The 16,111-nt window shown below is 70.2% G+C and carries 17 protein-coding genes; 12 read left to right on the forward strand and 5 right to left on the reverse strand.

Going from position 1 to position 16,111, the window contains the following annotated elements:
* The first annotated feature begins 86 nt into the window (after positions 1-86).
* Complete coding sequence (locus E0500_RS24260; RefSeq protein ID WP_131566644.1) at positions 87-662, forward strand: DJ-1/PfpI family protein; 576 nt, start codon at positions 87-89, stop codon at positions 660-662.
* An 86-nt stretch (positions 663-748) separates the two neighbouring features.
* Here E0500_RS24260 and E0500_RS24265 read toward each other — a convergent pair whose 3' ends face one another.
* On the reverse strand, positions 749-1,486 hold the full coding sequence (locus E0500_RS24265) for an enoyl-CoA hydratase/isomerase family protein (protein WP_131566649.1): 738 nt from the start codon (positions 1,484-1,486) through the stop codon (positions 749-751).
* Between the two features lie 65 nt (positions 1,487-1,551).
* Between E0500_RS24265 and E0500_RS24270 the strand changes: the two genes are divergently transcribed.
* Both E0500_RS24270 and E0500_RS24275 read left to right on the forward strand, forming a co-directional pair.
* Complete coding sequence (locus E0500_RS24270) at positions 1,552-2,169, forward strand: HdeD family acid-resistance protein (RefSeq protein WP_131566652.1); 618 nt, start codon at positions 1,552-1,554, stop codon at positions 2,167-2,169.
* Positions 2,170-2,342: 173 nt separating this feature from the next.
* Entirely contained in the window at positions 2,343-2,852 is a 510-nt protein-coding gene (locus E0500_RS24275) for an ATP-binding protein (RefSeq protein ID WP_131566707.1), read from the forward strand.
* A gap of 37 nt (positions 2,853-2,889) precedes the next feature.
* Here the strand turns inward: E0500_RS24275 and idi are convergent, their stop codons facing one another.
* The 4 genes from idi to galE all read right to left on the reverse strand — a co-directional run bounded on the left by idi (position 2,890) and on the right by galE (position 6,421).
* Positions 2,890-3,483, reverse strand: a complete 594-nt coding sequence (idi, locus tag E0500_RS24280) for an isopentenyl-diphosphate Delta-isomerase (RefSeq protein WP_131566655.1) — start codon at positions 3,481-3,483, stop codon at positions 2,890-2,892.
* A 126-nt stretch (positions 3,484-3,609) separates the two neighbouring features.
* Positions 3,610-4,158, reverse strand: a complete 549-nt coding sequence (locus tag E0500_RS24285) for a GNAT family N-acetyltransferase (protein WP_181587115.1) — start codon at positions 4,156-4,158, stop codon at positions 3,610-3,612.
* Positions 4,159-4,370: 212 nt separating this feature from the next.
* Positions 4,371-5,309 carry a cation diffusion facilitator family transporter gene (locus tag E0500_RS24290; RefSeq protein ID WP_131566659.1) on the reverse strand — a complete coding sequence of 313 codons (939 nt, stop codon included), beginning with the start codon at positions 5,307-5,309 and terminating at the stop codon, positions 4,371-4,373.
* A gap of 143 nt (positions 5,310-5,452) precedes the next feature.
* Positions 5,453-6,421, reverse strand: a complete 969-nt coding sequence (gene galE, locus E0500_RS24295; protein WP_131566662.1) for a UDP-glucose 4-epimerase GalE — start codon at positions 6,419-6,421, stop codon at positions 5,453-5,455.
* Between the two features lie 289 nt (positions 6,422-6,710).
* Between galE and E0500_RS24300 the strand changes: the two genes are divergently transcribed.
* From E0500_RS24300 to hpnD, 9 genes are all read left to right on the forward strand, one after another.
* Entirely contained in the window at positions 6,711-8,534 is a 1,824-nt protein-coding gene (locus E0500_RS24300) for a DUF5941 domain-containing protein (protein ID WP_131566666.1), read from the forward strand.
* Positions 8,531-9,283, forward strand: coding sequence for a sugar phosphate nucleotidyltransferase (locus tag E0500_RS24305; RefSeq protein ID WP_131566670.1), 753 nt, complete (start codon positions 8,531-8,533; stop codon positions 9,281-9,283). Before E0500_RS24300 ends, E0500_RS24305 begins: the two co-directional genes overlap by 4 nt.
* Complete coding sequence (locus tag E0500_RS24310; RefSeq protein ID WP_131566672.1) at positions 9,271-10,335, forward strand: iron-containing alcohol dehydrogenase family protein; 1,065 nt, start codon at positions 9,271-9,273, stop codon at positions 10,333-10,335. Before E0500_RS24305 ends, E0500_RS24310 begins: the two co-directional genes overlap by 13 nt.
* Positions 10,313-11,092 (forward strand): CDP-alcohol phosphatidyltransferase family protein, encoded by a 780-nt coding sequence (locus E0500_RS24315; RefSeq protein ID WP_131566675.1) that lies wholly within the window; start codon positions 10,313-10,315, stop codon positions 11,090-11,092. The genes E0500_RS24310 and E0500_RS24315 overlap by 23 nt, the downstream gene beginning before the upstream one ends.
* Positions 11,089-11,973 (forward strand): glycosyltransferase family 2 protein, encoded by an 885-nt coding sequence (locus E0500_RS24320; RefSeq protein ID WP_131566678.1) that lies wholly within the window; start codon positions 11,089-11,091, stop codon positions 11,971-11,973. Before E0500_RS24315 ends, E0500_RS24320 begins: the two co-directional genes overlap by 4 nt.
* Before the next feature lie 97 nt (positions 11,974-12,070).
* A complete protein-coding gene (locus E0500_RS24325; protein ID WP_131566681.1) occupies positions 12,071-13,000 on the forward strand; it encodes an ABC transporter permease in 930 nt (309 codons plus the stop codon).
* Entirely contained in the window at positions 12,993-13,769 is a 777-nt protein-coding gene (locus E0500_RS24330; protein ID WP_165935096.1) for an ABC transporter ATP-binding protein, read from the forward strand. Before E0500_RS24325 ends, E0500_RS24330 begins: the two co-directional genes overlap by 8 nt.
* Before the next feature lie 414 nt (positions 13,770-14,183).
* Positions 14,184-15,086 carry a squalene synthase HpnC gene (hpnC, locus tag E0500_RS24335; RefSeq protein ID WP_131566684.1) on the forward strand — a complete coding sequence of 301 codons (903 nt, stop codon included), beginning with the start codon at positions 14,184-14,186 and terminating at the stop codon, positions 15,084-15,086.
* Positions 15,083-16,045: a presqualene diphosphate synthase HpnD gene (gene hpnD / locus E0500_RS24340; protein WP_131566688.1), complete on the forward strand. Its 963-nt coding sequence runs from the start codon at positions 15,083-15,085 to the stop codon at positions 16,043-16,045. The genes hpnC and hpnD overlap by 4 nt, the downstream gene beginning before the upstream one ends.
* The last annotated feature ends 66 nt before the right edge of the window (positions 16,046-16,111 follow it).

The following is a 16,111-nucleotide window of genomic DNA, read 5'->3' on the forward strand; positions in this document are numbered from 1 at the left end:
CCTCCCCGAAGCCCCGAAGCCCCGAAGCCCCGATGCCCCGATGCCCCGATGCCCCGATGCCCCGGCGCTCATGGAAGGGATCCCCCATGCAGATCGCGATCGTCCTCTACGACCGCTTCACCGCCCTGGACGCGGTGGGCCCGTACGAGATCCTGAGCCGTCTCCCCGACGCGGAGACGGCCTTCGTCGCCGAGGCCGCCGGTCCCGTCCGCAACGACACCGGCTCCCTGGCGATCACCGCCGACAGGACGCTCGCAGACGTGCCGCACCCCGACATCGTGCTGGTCCCCGGCGGGCCCGGACAGAGCGGCCAGATGGAGAACGAGGCCCTCCTGCGCTGGCTCCGCGCCGCGGACGAATCCAGCGTCTGGACGACCTCGGTGTGCACCGGCTCCCTGCTGCTCGCCGCCGCCGGACTCCTGGCGGGCCGCCGGGCGACCTCGCACTGGCTGGCCCTGGAAGAGCTCGGCCGGTTCGGCGCCGAGCCCACGAGAGAGCGGGTGGTCTTCGACGACAAGTACGTCACCGCGGCCGGCGTCTCCTCCGGCATCGACATGGGCCTCGCCCTGATGGGCCGGATCGCGGGCGACGAGCACGCCCAGGCCATCCAGCTGGTGACGGAGTACGACCCGCAACCGCCCTACGACGCCGGGTCCCCGTAGAAGGCGCCCACGCACATCGTCGACGCCCTGCGCGCGAGGAGCCGCTTCATCCTGGAGTAGGGCGGGAGTTCGCACAGAGCGGGAGTTCACACACTCCATGTGAAGCGAGGTGCCCGGCGCTCCAGGAACGCGGCGACGCCCTCCGCGGTGTCGCCGCTTCCGCGCGCCTGTTCCGCCCAGTGGGCGTCCCGGTCCGTCCGGCCGTTCGCGAACTCCTTGGCCGCTGCCTGCGTCAACTGCGAGCGGGAGACCAGCACCCGGGTGAACTCCCCGACGCGCTTGCCCAGTTCACCCTGCGGCAGCACCTCGTCCACCAGCCCCGTACGCAGTGCACGTTCCGCGTCGATCAACTCGCCCGAGAACAGCAGGTACTTGGCGGTCCCGGGCCCCACCAGCGACACCAGCCGCCGTGTGGAGGAGGCCGGATAGACGATCCCCAGCTTCGCCGGCGTCACCCCGAACAGCGCGCCCTCCTCCGCGAACCGCAGGTCGCAGGCCGCCGCGAGCTGTGACCCGCCGCCCACGCAGTACCCGCGGACCGCCGCGAGCGAAGGCTTCGGGAAGGCCGCGAGCGCCTCCTCGGCGAGCCCGGCCGGCGCCTGCGCCTCGTCCGGCGATTCCCGCAGTGTCGATATGTCGGCGCCGGCACAGAAGGTGTCGCCCTCACCGGTGAGCACGAGCGCCCGTACGGCGGGATCGGCGACCAAGTCGTCGAGCAGCGGCGGCAGCGCACGCCACATCCCGACCGTCATGGCGTTGCGCTTGGCCGGGTGGTGGATGACGACGGTGGCGACCCCGTCAGTGACGCTGTGCAGCAGCTCCATACGCGGATGCTATCCGTGACCCGCGCACGTACGATCAAGAAGGGGCCCGGGGCGAGGAGGGCCCGATGGCACGAACGAAGCACGACCGGACCGCCGGGCTCCGCCGCGGATACACCTGGGTCGGCGCACTCGGCGTGATCCTCGTGCTCGCGGGGCTCGTCGGTCTCCTCTACACCGCGTTCGCCACCCTGACCTCGATGCTCCTGTTCGGCTGGCTGCTGCTGATCGGCGGCGTGGTCGGCCTCATGCACGCGGTCCAGGCCCGCGGCACCAACTTCTTCTGGCTCGGTGTGGCGGTCGCCGCCCTGAACATCGCGGCCGGCGTGGTCATCATCCGCAGGCCCGAGGCGGGGGCCGAGGCCCTCGCCATGTTCGGCGCGCTGCTGTTCCTGAGCGGCGGGGTGTTCCGTGTGATCGGCAGCCTGGTGGTGCGCGGACCGCAGTTCGGCTGGACTCTCGTGCAGGGCGCCTTCGGACTGTTCCTGGGCATCGTCGTGCTGGCCTCCTGGCCGAGCAGCAAATACGTCATGGGCGCGTTCTTCTCACTCGCGCTGCTGTTCGACGGCCTTGGGCTGATCGCGGCCGGGTACAGCGGGCGGCGCATCGTCGGCATGGTCTCGGACCGGATGACCTCCGGGAAGAAACCGGGCGGGCCCGGCGTCAAGCCCGTACAACCCGAATAATTCCAAAGGCGGCACGACGCGGACAGGGCTGGTCGTGCCGCCGACCGTGCCGCTCAAAGACAGACGGAAGCCGTCGATACGCGCTGACTTCTGTTCAGTGCTTCGGTCCGCGCCCGTGCGTTACCAACACTCGACGTGTGGTGACAATCGAGCGCAAGGGCGGCGACCGGACGATGGACGACCAAGGGCGAGGGCCGGGCCCACGCCCTGAGGGCGGCGAGGACGTATCCACCGACCGACGACCGCCGGGACCACTGCCGTACGAAGGGGTGTGGCGGTTCACCACTCCGGCCGTCGACGCCTCGGTGCCGCAGGCGCGGCGCGCCGTCCGTGACCTGCTCGCCCGCCAGGGCGTGCCCGTCACGGACGACCTGGGTCACGGGCTGCTGCTGATCGTCTCCGAGCTGGTGACCAACGCGGTCAAACACGCGGCGCTGCTGTCGCCGACGATCGCCGTGGAGGTCGCCGTCGGGGCCGAATGGGTGCGCATCGCGGTGGAGGACAACCACCCCTACCGTCCGACCGCCCTGGAGACCGACCACGCCCGGACCGGCGGCCGGGGGCTGCTGCTCGTCCGGGAGATCGCCCGCGAGGCGGGCGGCGCGTGCGACGTGGAGCACACCGCGAGCGGCGGCAAGGTGATCTGGGCCGTCCTGCCGCTGCATCCCGTACGCCTCGTCTAGGTGTATGGCCCGGAGAGGCCGGGGACCCGGCCCCGGCTCACCAGCCCGCGGCGGCGCCCGTCAGCTCCCTGATCGCCGGACGGGCCGCGTCCAGCACCGTCATGAACCAGGTGGAGAAGGGGTCCTTCTCATGCCGCTCCGCCAGTTCCGCTGGTGTCACGAAGGCCGTTGTCCCGACCTCCTCGGGGTCGGGACGCGGCGGGGACTGCACGAGTCCCACGAAGAGGTGGTTGAACTCCTGCTCCACCAGGCCCGAGCGCGGGTCGGGGTGGTTGTACCGGACGGTGCCCGCCTCGGCGAGCAGCGACGGGGAGACTCCCAGCTCCTCGTACGTCCGCCGGGCCGCCGCCGCGAAGGGTGCCTCGCCCGGGTACGGGTGGCTGCAGCAGGTGTTCGACCACACACCGGGGGAGTGGTACTTGCCGAGGGCGCGCTGCTGGAGCAGAAGCCGCCCGCGCTCGTCGAAGAGGAACACGGAGAACGCCCGGTGCAGTTGCCCGGGCGGCTGATGGGCGGCGAGCTTCTCCGCCGTGCCGATGGTGTTGCCGTCCTCGTCGACCAGTTCCAGCAGAATCGCTTCCGTAGTGCCGTTTGATGAACTGCGCATCGCGGTGGCAGGTGTGATCGGCATACCCATCCTTAACCTCGTTCGTCCGGCCTCAAGTCTGCCGTACGAAGCCGGCGCTCACGGCGGTTCGCCCCGCTCCGCATGTCCCGCCCCGGCACCCCGGAGGCGGGACATGGGAGCGGACGCGGATCAGACGCCGAATGCGGCGGGATACCTGATTGTGCCAGGTGCCACGGACGCGGAACCGTTCAGTACGAGGGCCATCATCGCCTCGTCCGGTGCGTCGAACCCGGGCCGGATGCCGTACGCGGAAGCCGGTACGAAACCGAAGCGCGGGTAGTACTCCGGATGCCCGAGTACGAGCACGAGCCGCTCTTCACGCCCCCGTGCCGCCTCCAGCACCGCGCGTACGGCAGCCGCTCCCGCTCCCTGCCGCTGCCACTCGGGCCGTACGGCGACGGGTGCCAGCGCGAGCGCGGGCACCTCGTCGACATGGCACCGGGTGAGCAGCGCGTACGCCGCGACGGCACCGTCCGGCCCTTCGGCGACGTACGAGAGGTCCGGCAGCCAGGCCCCGGGATCGGCGCGCAGCGCCTCCACCAGGTCAGCCTCCTCCGCCCTTCCGAAGGCGGCGGCGGTCAGCTCGTACACCTCGGCACGGTCGGCGGGGACCTCCGGCCGGGTACGCCACGACGTGGTCGGTTCGGAGTTTTCGGAGTTGTCGATGGTGTCGGTCAAGTGAGAACCCTTGAGTGAAAGGGCCTGGCCGACCTCTCGACGAGAGGACGAGACCGGTCAGCCGTCGGCCCGGGAAGTGGGGACACACGAGTCGCTGCGCAGGGCAGCGCCGAACGCGACAGTCATCAACCCACCTCCTTGAATTCAGCGGCCACGCTGGCACCCGGTCCAGCGGTCCCGCGAGGGGATCGAGCGGGGACCGGGCACGACCTTCAGTGGCACAGCTTCGCCTCGTGCTCCGCGTGACCGCTCGGCTCCAGCTGGAAGGTGCAGTGCTCGACGTCGAAGTGGTCACCGAGGCAGCCCTGGAGCTCATGCAGCATCTCCTCGTGGCCCATGGCGCTGAGCCTCTCGGAGCTGACGACCACATGCGCGGAGAGGACCGGCATGCCGGAGGTGATGGTCCAGGCGTGCAGGTCGTGAACGTCCTCGACGCCCGGCAGCGCGAGGATGTGCTCACGCACCTTCGCCATGTCGACGTTCTTGGGAGCCGACTCCAGCAGCACGTCGAGGGTCTCGCGCAGCAGCTTCACCGTACGGGGGACGATCATCAGCCCGATGACGAGCGAGGCGATCAGGTCGGCGGCCTGCCAGCCCGTCGTCAGGATGATCACCGCGGAGACCAGCACCGCCACCGAGCCCAGCGCGTCCGCCACCACTTCCAGGAACGCGCCCCGCACGTTCAGGCTCTCCTTCTGTCCCCGCATCAGCAGCGTGAGCGAGATCATGTTCGCCACCAGACCGATCAACGCGAACACGATGGTGAGCCCGCCCTCGGTCTCCGACGGTGTGACGAAGCGCTGAACCGCCTCGTACACGACGTAAACGCCGACGCCGAACAGCAGCAGACAGTTGGCGAGCGCTGCGAGGATCTCGGCCCGCGCGTAACCGAACGTGCGCTGTTCGCTCGCCGGCCGCCCCGCGAAGTGGATCGCGAGCAGTGCCATGGCCAGCCCCAGCGCGTCGGTCGCCATGTGGGCCGCGTCGACGATGAGCGCGAGCGAATTCGCGACGATACCGCCGACGATCTCCACCACCATCACCGTGGCGGTGATCGACAGCGCGATCCGCAGCCTTCCGCGGTACGCCGCCGTCGCTGTCCCCCCGGTCGGCGCTCCGTGCGCGTGCCCGTGATCGTGCCCAGCCCCCATGACTCCACCCTTCGGCCTCTTGCAGATGTGCTCGGGAGCACCAGTGAACTACGGGTGGGGGGTATGTGGCAACGCGGCACTGAACACCGTTGTCATGTGCCCTGACCTGCGGAAACGAACCGCAGGTCAGGGGCCCGGAGAGATCATCCGTCGTGGTGCATCCGCCACCCGGCCCAGGCCGATTCGACCATCTCGCGTACGCCGCGCCGGGCCGTCCAGCCCAGTTCCCGGGCGGCGAGTTCGGCCGAGGCGACCGCGCGGGGAGCGTCCCCGGGGCGGCGCGGCTCGACGAGCGGGGGCCGCCGGTCGCCGCTCACCTCGCCGATCAGGGTGATGAGTTCACGGACCGAGACACCCTCGCCGCGGCCGATGTTGACCGTCAGGTCGCCCGTGGCGCCCTGGGTCAGCCGCCGGGCCGCCGCGAGGTGCGCGTCGGCGAGGTCGGCGACGTGGATGTAATCGCGGACACAGGTGCCGTCCGGCGTCGGGTAGTCGTCGCCGAAGACGCGCGGGGCCTCGTCACGGGTCAGCCGGTCGAAGACCATCGGGATTATGTTGAAGACACCGGTGTCGGCCAGCTCCGGCGCAGCCGTGCCCGCCACGTTGAAGTAGCGCAGGCAGACAGTCGCGATGCCGTGGGCCCGGCCCGCCGCCCGTACCAGCCACTCCCCGGTGAGTTTCGTCTCGCCGTAAGGGTTCACCGGCGCGCACGGGGTGTCCTCTGTGATGAGTTCCACGTCCGGGTTGCCGTACACCGCCGCGGACGAGGAGAACAGGAACCGCCTGATCCCCGCCTCGGCCACCGCCTCCAGGAGCGTGGCGAGAGCGCCCAGGTTCTCCTGGTAGTAGCGCGTCGGCTGCGCCACGGACTCGCCCACCTGCTTGCGGGCCGCGAGATGCACCACACCCGTCACGGAGTGCTCGGCCAGCACCCGCTTCAGCAGCTCGCCGTCCTGCGCCGAACCCCGCACCAGCGGGATGTCCTCGGGGAGCCGGGCCGGTACCCCGGCCGAGAGATCGTCGAGCACCACCACGCGTTCCCCGGCGCCGGTCATGGCCCGCGCCACGTGCGCCCCGATGTACCCGGCCCCACCTGTGATCAGCCACGTCATGGCTCACCACCCTATGCCGCGGCCCGCGCGCCGAGCGCAATGACAGGAATGCGCCGATATGGAGACCAACGCGCGGTGGCGGTTTGTGGCGCGGCACCGGAATCCATGATGATGATCGAGGCAGAGGCCCAGCAGACCGGGTTGAGCAGGCCATGAACGGCCGGTGAACGCTCCGTTCCCATCATCCGATACCCTCTGCCGACACGCCGCCCGGCCGCCGTCGGCCAGGGGTGTCCCCAATACGTACACGCCCGGCGCCACCGCGTCGGTACCCAGGGAGTGAGTTCGTCTGTCGACCGCCATCCTCACCGGTCAGCCGGTCCCCGGATCGTCACTGGAGGGCGATCTGCGGTCGCTCGGCTTCGACGTGCGGGTCGCCTCCGACGCCGGTGACGCCGAGACGCTCCTGGCCCAGGTCCCCGCCGGGCAGCGGGTCGCCCTCGTCGACGCCCGCTTCGTGGGCCACGTCCACGCGCTGCGCCTCGGCCTCACCGACCCCCGCTTCCCGGCCGCCGCACTGCCCGGCGCCGTGACCGTCCAGCCCGCCGCCCGGCAGGCCCTGACCCGCGCGGTGGCCCGCGAGGGCTCCACGCCCACGGGTGGTACGGCCCTCGCCGTGGACGACCTCGCCGACCGCCTCACCACCGCCCTCGACGCGGACGGCGTCACCGTCCACCGCCCCGAACTCGGCACCCTCGTCGCCGCGGTCCCCGCCGACCCCCAGGCCCTGGACGAGGCCCGCGAGGCCCTGGCCGCCGTCGACGACGAGGCCGTCCGGCTGCGTACGGCCGTGAAGTCCCGCGACGGCTTCTTCACCACGCACTTCATCAGCCCGTACTCCCGCTACATCGCGCGCTGGTGCGCCCGCCGCGGCCTGACCCCGAACCAGGTCACCACCGCGTCCCTGGTCACCGCCCTGATCGCGGCGGGCTGCGCGGCCACCGGCACCCGCGGAGGCTTCGTCGCGGCCGGTGTGCTGCTCCTCTTCTCCTTCGTCCTCGACTGCACCGACGGACAGCTCGCCCGCTACTCCCTGCAGTACTCGACGCTCGGCGCCTGGCTCGACGCCACCTTCGACCGCGCCAAGGAGTACGCCTACTACGCGGGCCTCGCCCTCGGTGCCGCCCGCGGTGGTGACGACGTGTGGGCGCTCGCCCTCGGCGCGATGGTCCTGCAGACCTGCCGCCATGTCGTCGACTTCTCCTTCAACGAGGCGAACGTCAACGAGCAGGGCCTCGCGACTGCCAACACCAGCCCCACCGCGGCCCTTTCGGACAGGCTCGACAGTGTCGGCTGGACGGTGTGGGTACGCCGGATGATCGTGCTGCCCATCGGTGAACGCTGGGCGATGATCGCCGTGTTGACCGCGGTCACCACTCCTCGTATCACCTTCTACGCGCTGCTCGTCGGCTGCGCGTTCGCTGCGACCTACACCACAGCGGGCCGGGTGCTGCGATCGCTGACGCGCAAGGCGCGCAGGACGGACCGGGCCGCGCGTGCGCTGGCGGACCTCGCGGACAGCGGCCCCGTCGCGGAGGCGCTGGCGCGGCTGTTGAGCAAGCTGCCCGCCAAGCCCCCGTCCAGTGCGCGGGTCTCCGTCGCGCTGCCGGGCGCCGTGCTCCTCGTCGCGGCCGCCTGGCTCGAGCCGTACGGCAGTTGGCTGCCCGTGGGCGCCGCAGCGCTGTACGCCCTCACGTCGGCCGCCGCGGTGTCACTGCCCCTGAAGGGCCGCCTGGACTGGCTCGTTCCGCCCGTCTTCCGCGCCGCCGAATACTGCACGGTCCTGGTGCTGGCGGCCAAAGCCAATGTGAACGGGGCCCTACCGGCAGCTTTCGGGCTGGTGGCGGCCGTCGCCTACCATCACTACGACACGGTGTACCGCATCCGCGGCAACGCCGGCGCGCCGCCGCACTGGCTGGTGCGGGCGATCGGCGGGCACGAAGGCAGGACGCTGCTGGTCACCGTCCTGGCCGCGCTGCTCGCGTCCACAGAGTTCAAGGTCGCGCTCACGGCTGCCGCTGTGGCCGTGGCGCTGGTGGTGCTCGCCGAGAGCATCCGTTTCTGGGTGTCCTCCCAAGCACCCGCCGTACACGATGAAGGAGAACCCGCATGATCGGCCTCGTGCTGGCGGCCGGCGCCGGACGGCGTCTGCGCCCCTACACCGACACCCTGCCCAAGGCGCTGGTGCCGGTGGGACCGGAGGGCAACGAGGAGAGCCTCACCGTCCTGGACCTGACCCTCGGCAACTTCGCCGAGATCGGTCTGACCGAGGTCGCGATCATCGTCGGCTACCGCAAGGAGGCCGTGTACGAGCGGCGCGAGGCCCTGGAGCAGAAGTACGGCCTCAAGATCACCCTCATCGACAACGACAAGGCCGAGGAGTGGAACAACGCCTACTCCCTGTGGTGCGGCCGTGACGCCATCAAGCACTCGGTGATCCTCACCAACGGCGACACCGTGCACCCGGTCTCCGTCGAGAAGACCCTGCTCGCCGCCCGCGGCGACGGCAAGAGGATCATCCTCGCCGTCGACACGGTGAAGTCCCTCGCCGACGAGGAGATGAAGGTCGTCGTCGACGCCGAGAAGGGCATGACGAAGATCACCAAGCTGATGGACCCGGCGGAGGCCTCCGGCGAGTACATCGGCGTCACCCTCATCGAGGGCGAGGCCGCCGACGAGCTGGCCGACGCGCTGAAGACGGTCTTCGAGACCGACCCGCAGCAGTTCTACGAGCACGGCTACCAGGAGCTCGTGAACCGCGGCTTCCGGATCGACGTCGCGCCCATCGGCGACGTCAAGTGGGTGGAGATCGACAACCACGACGACCTCGCCAAGGGACGTGAGATCGCGTGCCAGTACTGACGAGGCTCATTCCCTCGCCGGTCGTCGTCGACATCCGTCCCGGCGCGCTCGATGACCTGGCGACGATCCTGTCGGACCAGCGCATCGCGCCGTCGGGCCGGATGGCCTTCGCGATCAGCGGCGGCTCCGGCCGTGCGCTGCGCGAGCGGTTCGCCCCCGCACTGCCGGAGGCGGACTGGTTCTGCGACGCCGACGGCACCATCGACGGCGCGGTGCGGCTCGCCGACTCGATCAAGAAGGGCGGGCACTACGACGCCGTGATCGGGCTCGGCGGCGGCAAGGTCATCGACTGCGCCAAGTACGCCGCCGCCCGCGTCGGCCTGCCGCTGGTCGCTGTGGCCACGAACCTCGCCAACGACGGTCTGTGCTCCCCGGTGGCCACGCTCGACAACGACGCGGGCCGCGGCTCGTACGGTGTGCCGAACCCGATCGGGATCGTCATCGACCTCGATGTCATCCGTGAGGCACCGGTGCGCTTCGTGCGGGCCGGGATCGGCGATGTGATCTGCAAGATCTCCGCCGTGGCCGACTGGGAGCTGTCGAGCCGGGAGACGGGCGAGAAGGTCGACGGGCTGGCTGCCGCCATGGCACGGCAGGCCGCCGAAGCGGTGCTGCGTCACCCTGGTGGCATCGGCGACGACGACTTCCTGACGACCCTGTCCGAGTCCCTCGTGCTGTGCGGGATCTCCATGTCCGTCGCCGGTGACAGCCGTCCCGCGTCGGGCGCCTGCCACGAGATCAGCCACGCGTTCGACCTGAGCTTTCCGCGGCGCAACGCCCTCCACGGCGAGCAGTGCGGCCTCGGCGGTGCGTTCGCCACGTTCCTGCGGGGCCACCACGAGATCGCGGGTCAGATGACCGAAGTCCTCCGGCACCACGGCCTGCCCGTCCTCCCGGACGAGATCGGCTTCACCGCCGAGGAGTTCGTCCAGGTCGTCGAGTTCGCCCCGCAGACCCGGCCCGGCCGCTACACGATCCTCGAACACCTCGACCTGTCCACCGACCAGATCAGGGACGCATACGCCGACTATGCAAAAGCCATCGGTAGCTGAACTCCGCCCGGTCGTCCACCCGCCGGGTGTCAAGGACCGGCGGAGCGGCGAGCACTGGGCCGGGCGGCTGTACATGCGCGAGATCTCGCTGCGCATCGACCGGCACCTGGTGAACACCCGGGTCACGCCCAACCAGCTGACCTACCTGATGACCCTCTTCGGCGTCCTCGCCGCCCCGGCCCTGCTGGTGCCGGGGATCCCGGGCGCGGTGCTCGGCGTGCTGATGGTCCAGCTCTATCTGCTGCTGGACTGCGTCGACGGTGAGATAGCGCGCTGGAAGAAGCAGTACTCGCTCGCCGGGGTGTACCTGGACCGTGTCGGCGCCTACCTGTGCGACGCCGCCGTACTGGTCGGCTTCGGCCTGCGCGCCGCCGACCTGTGGGGCTCCGGCCGGATCGACTGGCTGTGGGCCTTCCTCGGCACGCTTGCCGCGCTCGGTGCCATCCTGATCAAGGCCGAGACGGACCTCGTCGGGGTCGCCCGCCACCAGGCCGGGAAGCCGCCGGTCCAGGAGTCGGCCTCCGAGCCGCGCTCCTCCGGCATGGCGCTGGCCCGCAGGGCCGCCGCCGCGCTGAAGTTCCACCGGCTCGTCCTCGGCGTCGAGGCGTCCCTGCTGATCCTGGTCCTCGCGGTCCTGGACACGGTCCGCGGCGACCTGTTCTTCTCGCGGCTCGGCGTCGCCGTACTGGCCGGCATCGCACTCCTTCAGACCCTGCTGCACCTGGTGTCCATCCTCGCCTCCAGCAGGCTGAAGTGAGCAGCGGCATGAAGGTCGGCGCGGTCATCATCACCATGGGCAACCGCCCCGACGAGCTGCGCGCCCTCCTCGACTCGGTCGCCAAGCAGGACGGCGACCGGGTCGAGGTGGTCGTCGTCGGCAACGGCTCCCCGGTGCCGGAGGTCCCCGAGGGCGTACGCACCGTCGAACTGCCCGAGAACCTCGGCATTCCCGGCGGCCGCAACATCGGCATCGAGGCCTTCGGCCCCGGCGGCACCGACGTCGACATCCTGCTGTTCCTTGACGACGACGGCCTGCTGGCGCGCAACGACACCGCCGAGTTGTGCCGTACGGCCTTCGAGGCCGACCCGAAGCTCGGGATCGTCAGCTTCCGCATCGCCGACCCGGACACCGGCGTCACCCAGCGGCGGCACGTGCCCCGCTTGCGGGCCGCCGACCCGATGCGCTCCTCCCGGGTGACCACGTTCCTCGGTGGCGCCAACGCCGTCCGTACGAAGGTTCTCGCCGAAGTAGGCGGACTTCCGGACGAATTCTTCTACGCACACGAGGAAACCGACCTGGCATGGCGGGCCCTCGACGCGGGCTGGATGATCGACTACCGGTCCGACATGGTGCTGTACCACCCCACGACCGCGCCCTCCCGGCACGCGGTCTACCACCGCATGGTCGCCCGCAACCGGGTCTGGCTCGCGCGCCGCAATCTCCCCGCGCTCCTGGTGCCGGTATACCTCGGCGTCTGGGTGCTCCTGACGCTGGTTCGGAGACCCTCGCGGGCCGCCCTGAGAGCCTGGTTCGGCGGCTTCAAGGAGGGCTGGACGACCGCGTGCGGTCCCCGACGGGCCATGAAGTGGCGTACGGTGTGGCGTCTTACCCGATTGGGCCGACCTCCCGTCATCTGACAAGCTCGATATCTGAGAGCATTCGGCGGTACCCGGTCCCAGGTTTCTGCCTAGGCCCGACCAGCCTGCGCACTTTTGAGGACGAAAGTTTCCACTTGTGAGTGAGACAACGCATGACGGCTCAGTCGCCGTGAGCGACCGGCCGTCGCCCGACGAGGGACTCTCCCCCGCCGAGCTGGCCGCCAAGTACGGCCTCGCGGTCAGCGGGGCCCGGCCCGGACTCGGCGAGTACATCGCCCAGCTCTGGGGGCGGCGCCACTTCATCCTCGCCTTCTCCCAGGCGAAGCTCACCGCCCAGTACAGCCAGGCCAAGCTCGGCCAGCTCTGGCAGGTGGCGACTCCGCTGCTCAACGCGCTGGTGTACTTCCTGATCTTCGGGCTGATCCTCAAAGCGGACAGGGGTATGGGCCGTGAGGTCTACATCCCGTTCCTGGTCACGGGTGTCTTTGTCTTCACCTTCACGCAGAGTTCGGTGATGGCGGGCGTCCGCGCGGTCTCCGGCAACCTCGGCCTGGTGCGGGCGCTGCACTTCCCGCGCGCCTCGCTGCCGATCTCGTTCTCGCTCCAGCAGCTCCAGCAGCTGCTCTTCTCGATGGTCGTGCTGTTCACCGTGGCGGTTGCCTTCGGCAGCTATCCGCGCCTGTCCTGGTTGCTGATCCTCCCGATCCTCGCCCTGCAGTTCCTCTTCAACACCGGCCTGGCGATGATCATGGCCCGGATGGGCTCCAAGACCCCCGACCTCGCGCAGCTGATGCCGTTCGTCATGCGGACCTGGATGTACGCCTCCGGCGTCATGTTCTCGATCCCCGTGATGCTCGCCGACCACCCGGAGTGGATCGGCGACGTCCTCCAGTGGAACCCCGCCGCCATCTACATGGACCTGATGCGCTTCGCGCTGATCGACGGCTACGGTTCCGAGAACCTGCCCCCGCACGTGTGGGCGGTCGCGGGCGGCTGGGCCGCGCTCGTCGCGCTCGGCGGCTTCGTGTACTTCTGGAAGGCGGAGGAGCGGTACGGCCGTGGCTGAGGCACGCATTCCCACCGTCATCGCGGACGAGCTGCACATCGTCTACCGCGTCAACGGCGCCAAGACCGGCAAGGGCAGCGCCACCGCCGCTCTCAGCCGCATCCTCAAGAGGGGCTCCGACGACTCAGCGCGCGGCGTGCGCAAGGTGCACGCGGTCCGGGGCGTCTCCTTCACCGCCTACCGCGGTGAGGCCATCGGCCTGATCGGCTCCAACGGCTCCGGCAAGTCCACCCTGCTGCGCGCCATCGCCGGCCTGCTCCCCGCGGAGAGCGGCAAGGTCTACACCGACGGCCAGCCCTCGCTCCTCGGCGTCAACGCGGCCCTGATGAACGATCTGACGGGCGAACGGAACGTCATCCTGGGCGGGCTCGCGATGGGCATGTCCCGCGAGCAGATCAAGGAGCGCTACCAGGGGATCGTCGACTTCTCGGGCATCAACGAGAAGGGCGACTTCATCACCCTGCCGATGCGCACCTACTCCTCCGGTATGGCGGCGCGCCTGCGCTTCTCCATCGCGGCCGCCAAGGACCACGACGTCCTCATGATCGACGAGGCTCTCGCCACCGGTGACCGCAAGTTCCAGAAGCGCTCCGAGGCCCGCATCCGCGAGCTGCGCAAGGAGGCCGGCACGGTGTTCCTGGTGAGCCACAACAACAAGTCGATCCGTGACACCTGCGACCGCGTCCTGTGGCTGGAGCGCGGCGAGCTGCGGATGGACGGGCGCACCGAGGACGTCCTCAAGGAGTACGAGAAGTTCACCGGAAAGTAGCCCGAACCCCTCGTCACCAGCACGCACCGGACCCCGCCGGAACGCCTCCGGCGGGGTCCGGATGCAAAGGGCGGTCAACGAACTCGGCAAGGACGGTCCCGTTCGGCAAAGAAGGGACCAACTCCGGTTCCACTTAGGAATCTTGGGGCCAATTGGTGTGTTGTTGTGATGTGCGGGACACCCCGACGGAGCAGGGCGCGTTGTACAACGTAAGCTGTACGAGTGCCGAATCGCGGCAAGTAGGGCCATAATGCGCGACACCCGGCACCCGCCGTATTGAGCCGTCCGCCGGGCGGCGTGTCCGAAATAGTGTGTATTGCGTCGGCAGTGTAGAACGGGAGATGTGACGGCAATGGCTACGGAAACTCCCCACCTCCGCGACGCTCGGGCCGTCCCCGCGCCGGGTGACGAGCGGTGACCGAAGCCGGGACGGCGCGCACCGGCGACCCGGAGCGCGACACCCTTGACAAGGCTGCGGCCGAGAACTTTCCCGTGGCACCGTTCTTCCTGCCCAGGGCATGGCGCACGGACCTCATGGCCGTCTACGGCTTCGCCCGCCTGGTCGACGACATCGGTGACGGCGACCTCGCGCCCGGCGGCGCCGACGCCCGCCTGCTCGGCGTGTCGCCCGAGGAGGCCGGGGACCGGTCGGTCCTGCTGGACGCCTTCGAGGCCGACCTGCGGAGGGTGTTCGACGCGAGCCCCCGTCACCCGCTGCTGCGCCGGCTCCAGCTCACCGTCCGCCGCCGGTCCCTGACGCCCGAGCCCTTCCTCGGCCTGATCGCGGCCAACCGTCAGGACCAGGTCGTCCGGCGGTACGAGACGTACGACGACCTCCTCGCCTACTGCGAACTGTCCGCCAACCCCGTCGGCCGTCTCGTCCTCGCCGTCACCGGCACGTCCACGCCCGAGCGTGTGCGCCGCTCCGACGCCGTCTGTACGGCCCTGCAGATCGTCGAACACCTCCAGGACGTGGCCGAGGACCTCGGCCACGACCGCATCTATCTGCCCGCCGCGGACATGAAGCGCTTTCATGTCCAGGAGGCGGATCTCGCGGCGACCACGGCAGGCGCATCGGTGCGCGCGCTGGTTGCGTACGAAGCAGAACGCGCCCGTGACCTGCTGAATGAGGGCAACGCCCTGGTGGGTAGCGTTCACGGCAGGCTGAGGCTGCTCCTTGCCGGGTTCGTGGCGGGGGGAAGGGCGGCGATCCGCGCGATCGCCGCCGCCGACTATGACGTACTTCCCGGCCCGCCCAAGCCCGGCAGGCTCCAACTGCTGCGTGAGGCGGGCGTGACCCTGCGAGGAGAGGGGTGATCCGGACCGTGGAGTCTGAGCCACACGTGTCCGCACCGGTACTCGCCGCCTACAGCTACTGCGAGGCCGTCACCGGACAGCAGGCCCGAAACTTCGCGTACGGCATCAGACTGCTGCCGACGCCCAAGCGTCGTGCGCTGTCCGCGGTCTACGCGTTCGCGCGGCGCGTCGACGACATCGGCGACGGCGCGCTCTCACCCGACGTCAAGGTGGCCAGACTTGAGGACACCCGGGCCCTGCTCACCCGGGTCCGTGAAGGCGACGTCGACGAGGACGAGACCGACCCGGTCGCGGTCGCCCTCGCGCATGCGAGCGAGCAGTTCCCGATCCCGCTCGGCGGCCTCGACGAACTCATCGACGGCGTCCTGATGGACGTCCGCGGCGAGGTCTACGAGACCTGGGACGACCTCAAGGTCTACTGCCGCTGCGTGGCGGGCGCCATCGGGCGCGTCTCACTGGGCGTGTTCGGTACGGAACCGGGAGCGCGCGGTGTCGAGCGCGCCTCCGAGTACGCCGACACGCTGGGGCTCGCGCTGCAACTCACCAACATCCTCAGGGACGTTCGTGAGGACGCCCTGGGCGGGCGCACCTATCTGCCCGCCGACGACCTCGCCAAGTTCGGCTGCTCGGCCGGGTTCGGCCAGCCGGTCCCACCGCCCGACTCCGACTTCGCGGGCCTCATCCACTTCGAAGTGCGCCGGGCCCGCACCCTTTTCGCCGAGGGCTACCGGCTGCTGCCCATGCTCGACCGGCGCAGCGGCGCCTGTGTCGCCGCCATGGCCGGCATCTACCGCCGCCTCCTCGACCGCATCGAGCGCGAGCCGGAGGCAGTGCTGCGCGGCCGCGTCTCGCTGCCGGGGCGGGAGAAGGCGTACGTCGCCGTGCGTGGGCTGTCCGGTCTCGATGCCCGCCATGTCTCCCGGCGGACCGTCAGCCGGCCCGTCAGGAGGCGCTCCTGATGGCCAGGGCCTGTTCTGAGTTCCTCGCCTGCGCCCCGACGCCCGGCACGCTCCCCCACTGCCTTG

Source organism: Streptomyces sp. KM273126 (assembly GCF_004337435.2).
In the GTDB taxonomy this organism is placed as follows: domain Bacteria; phylum Actinomycetota; class Actinomycetes; order Streptomycetales; family Streptomycetaceae; genus Streptomyces; species Streptomyces acidicola.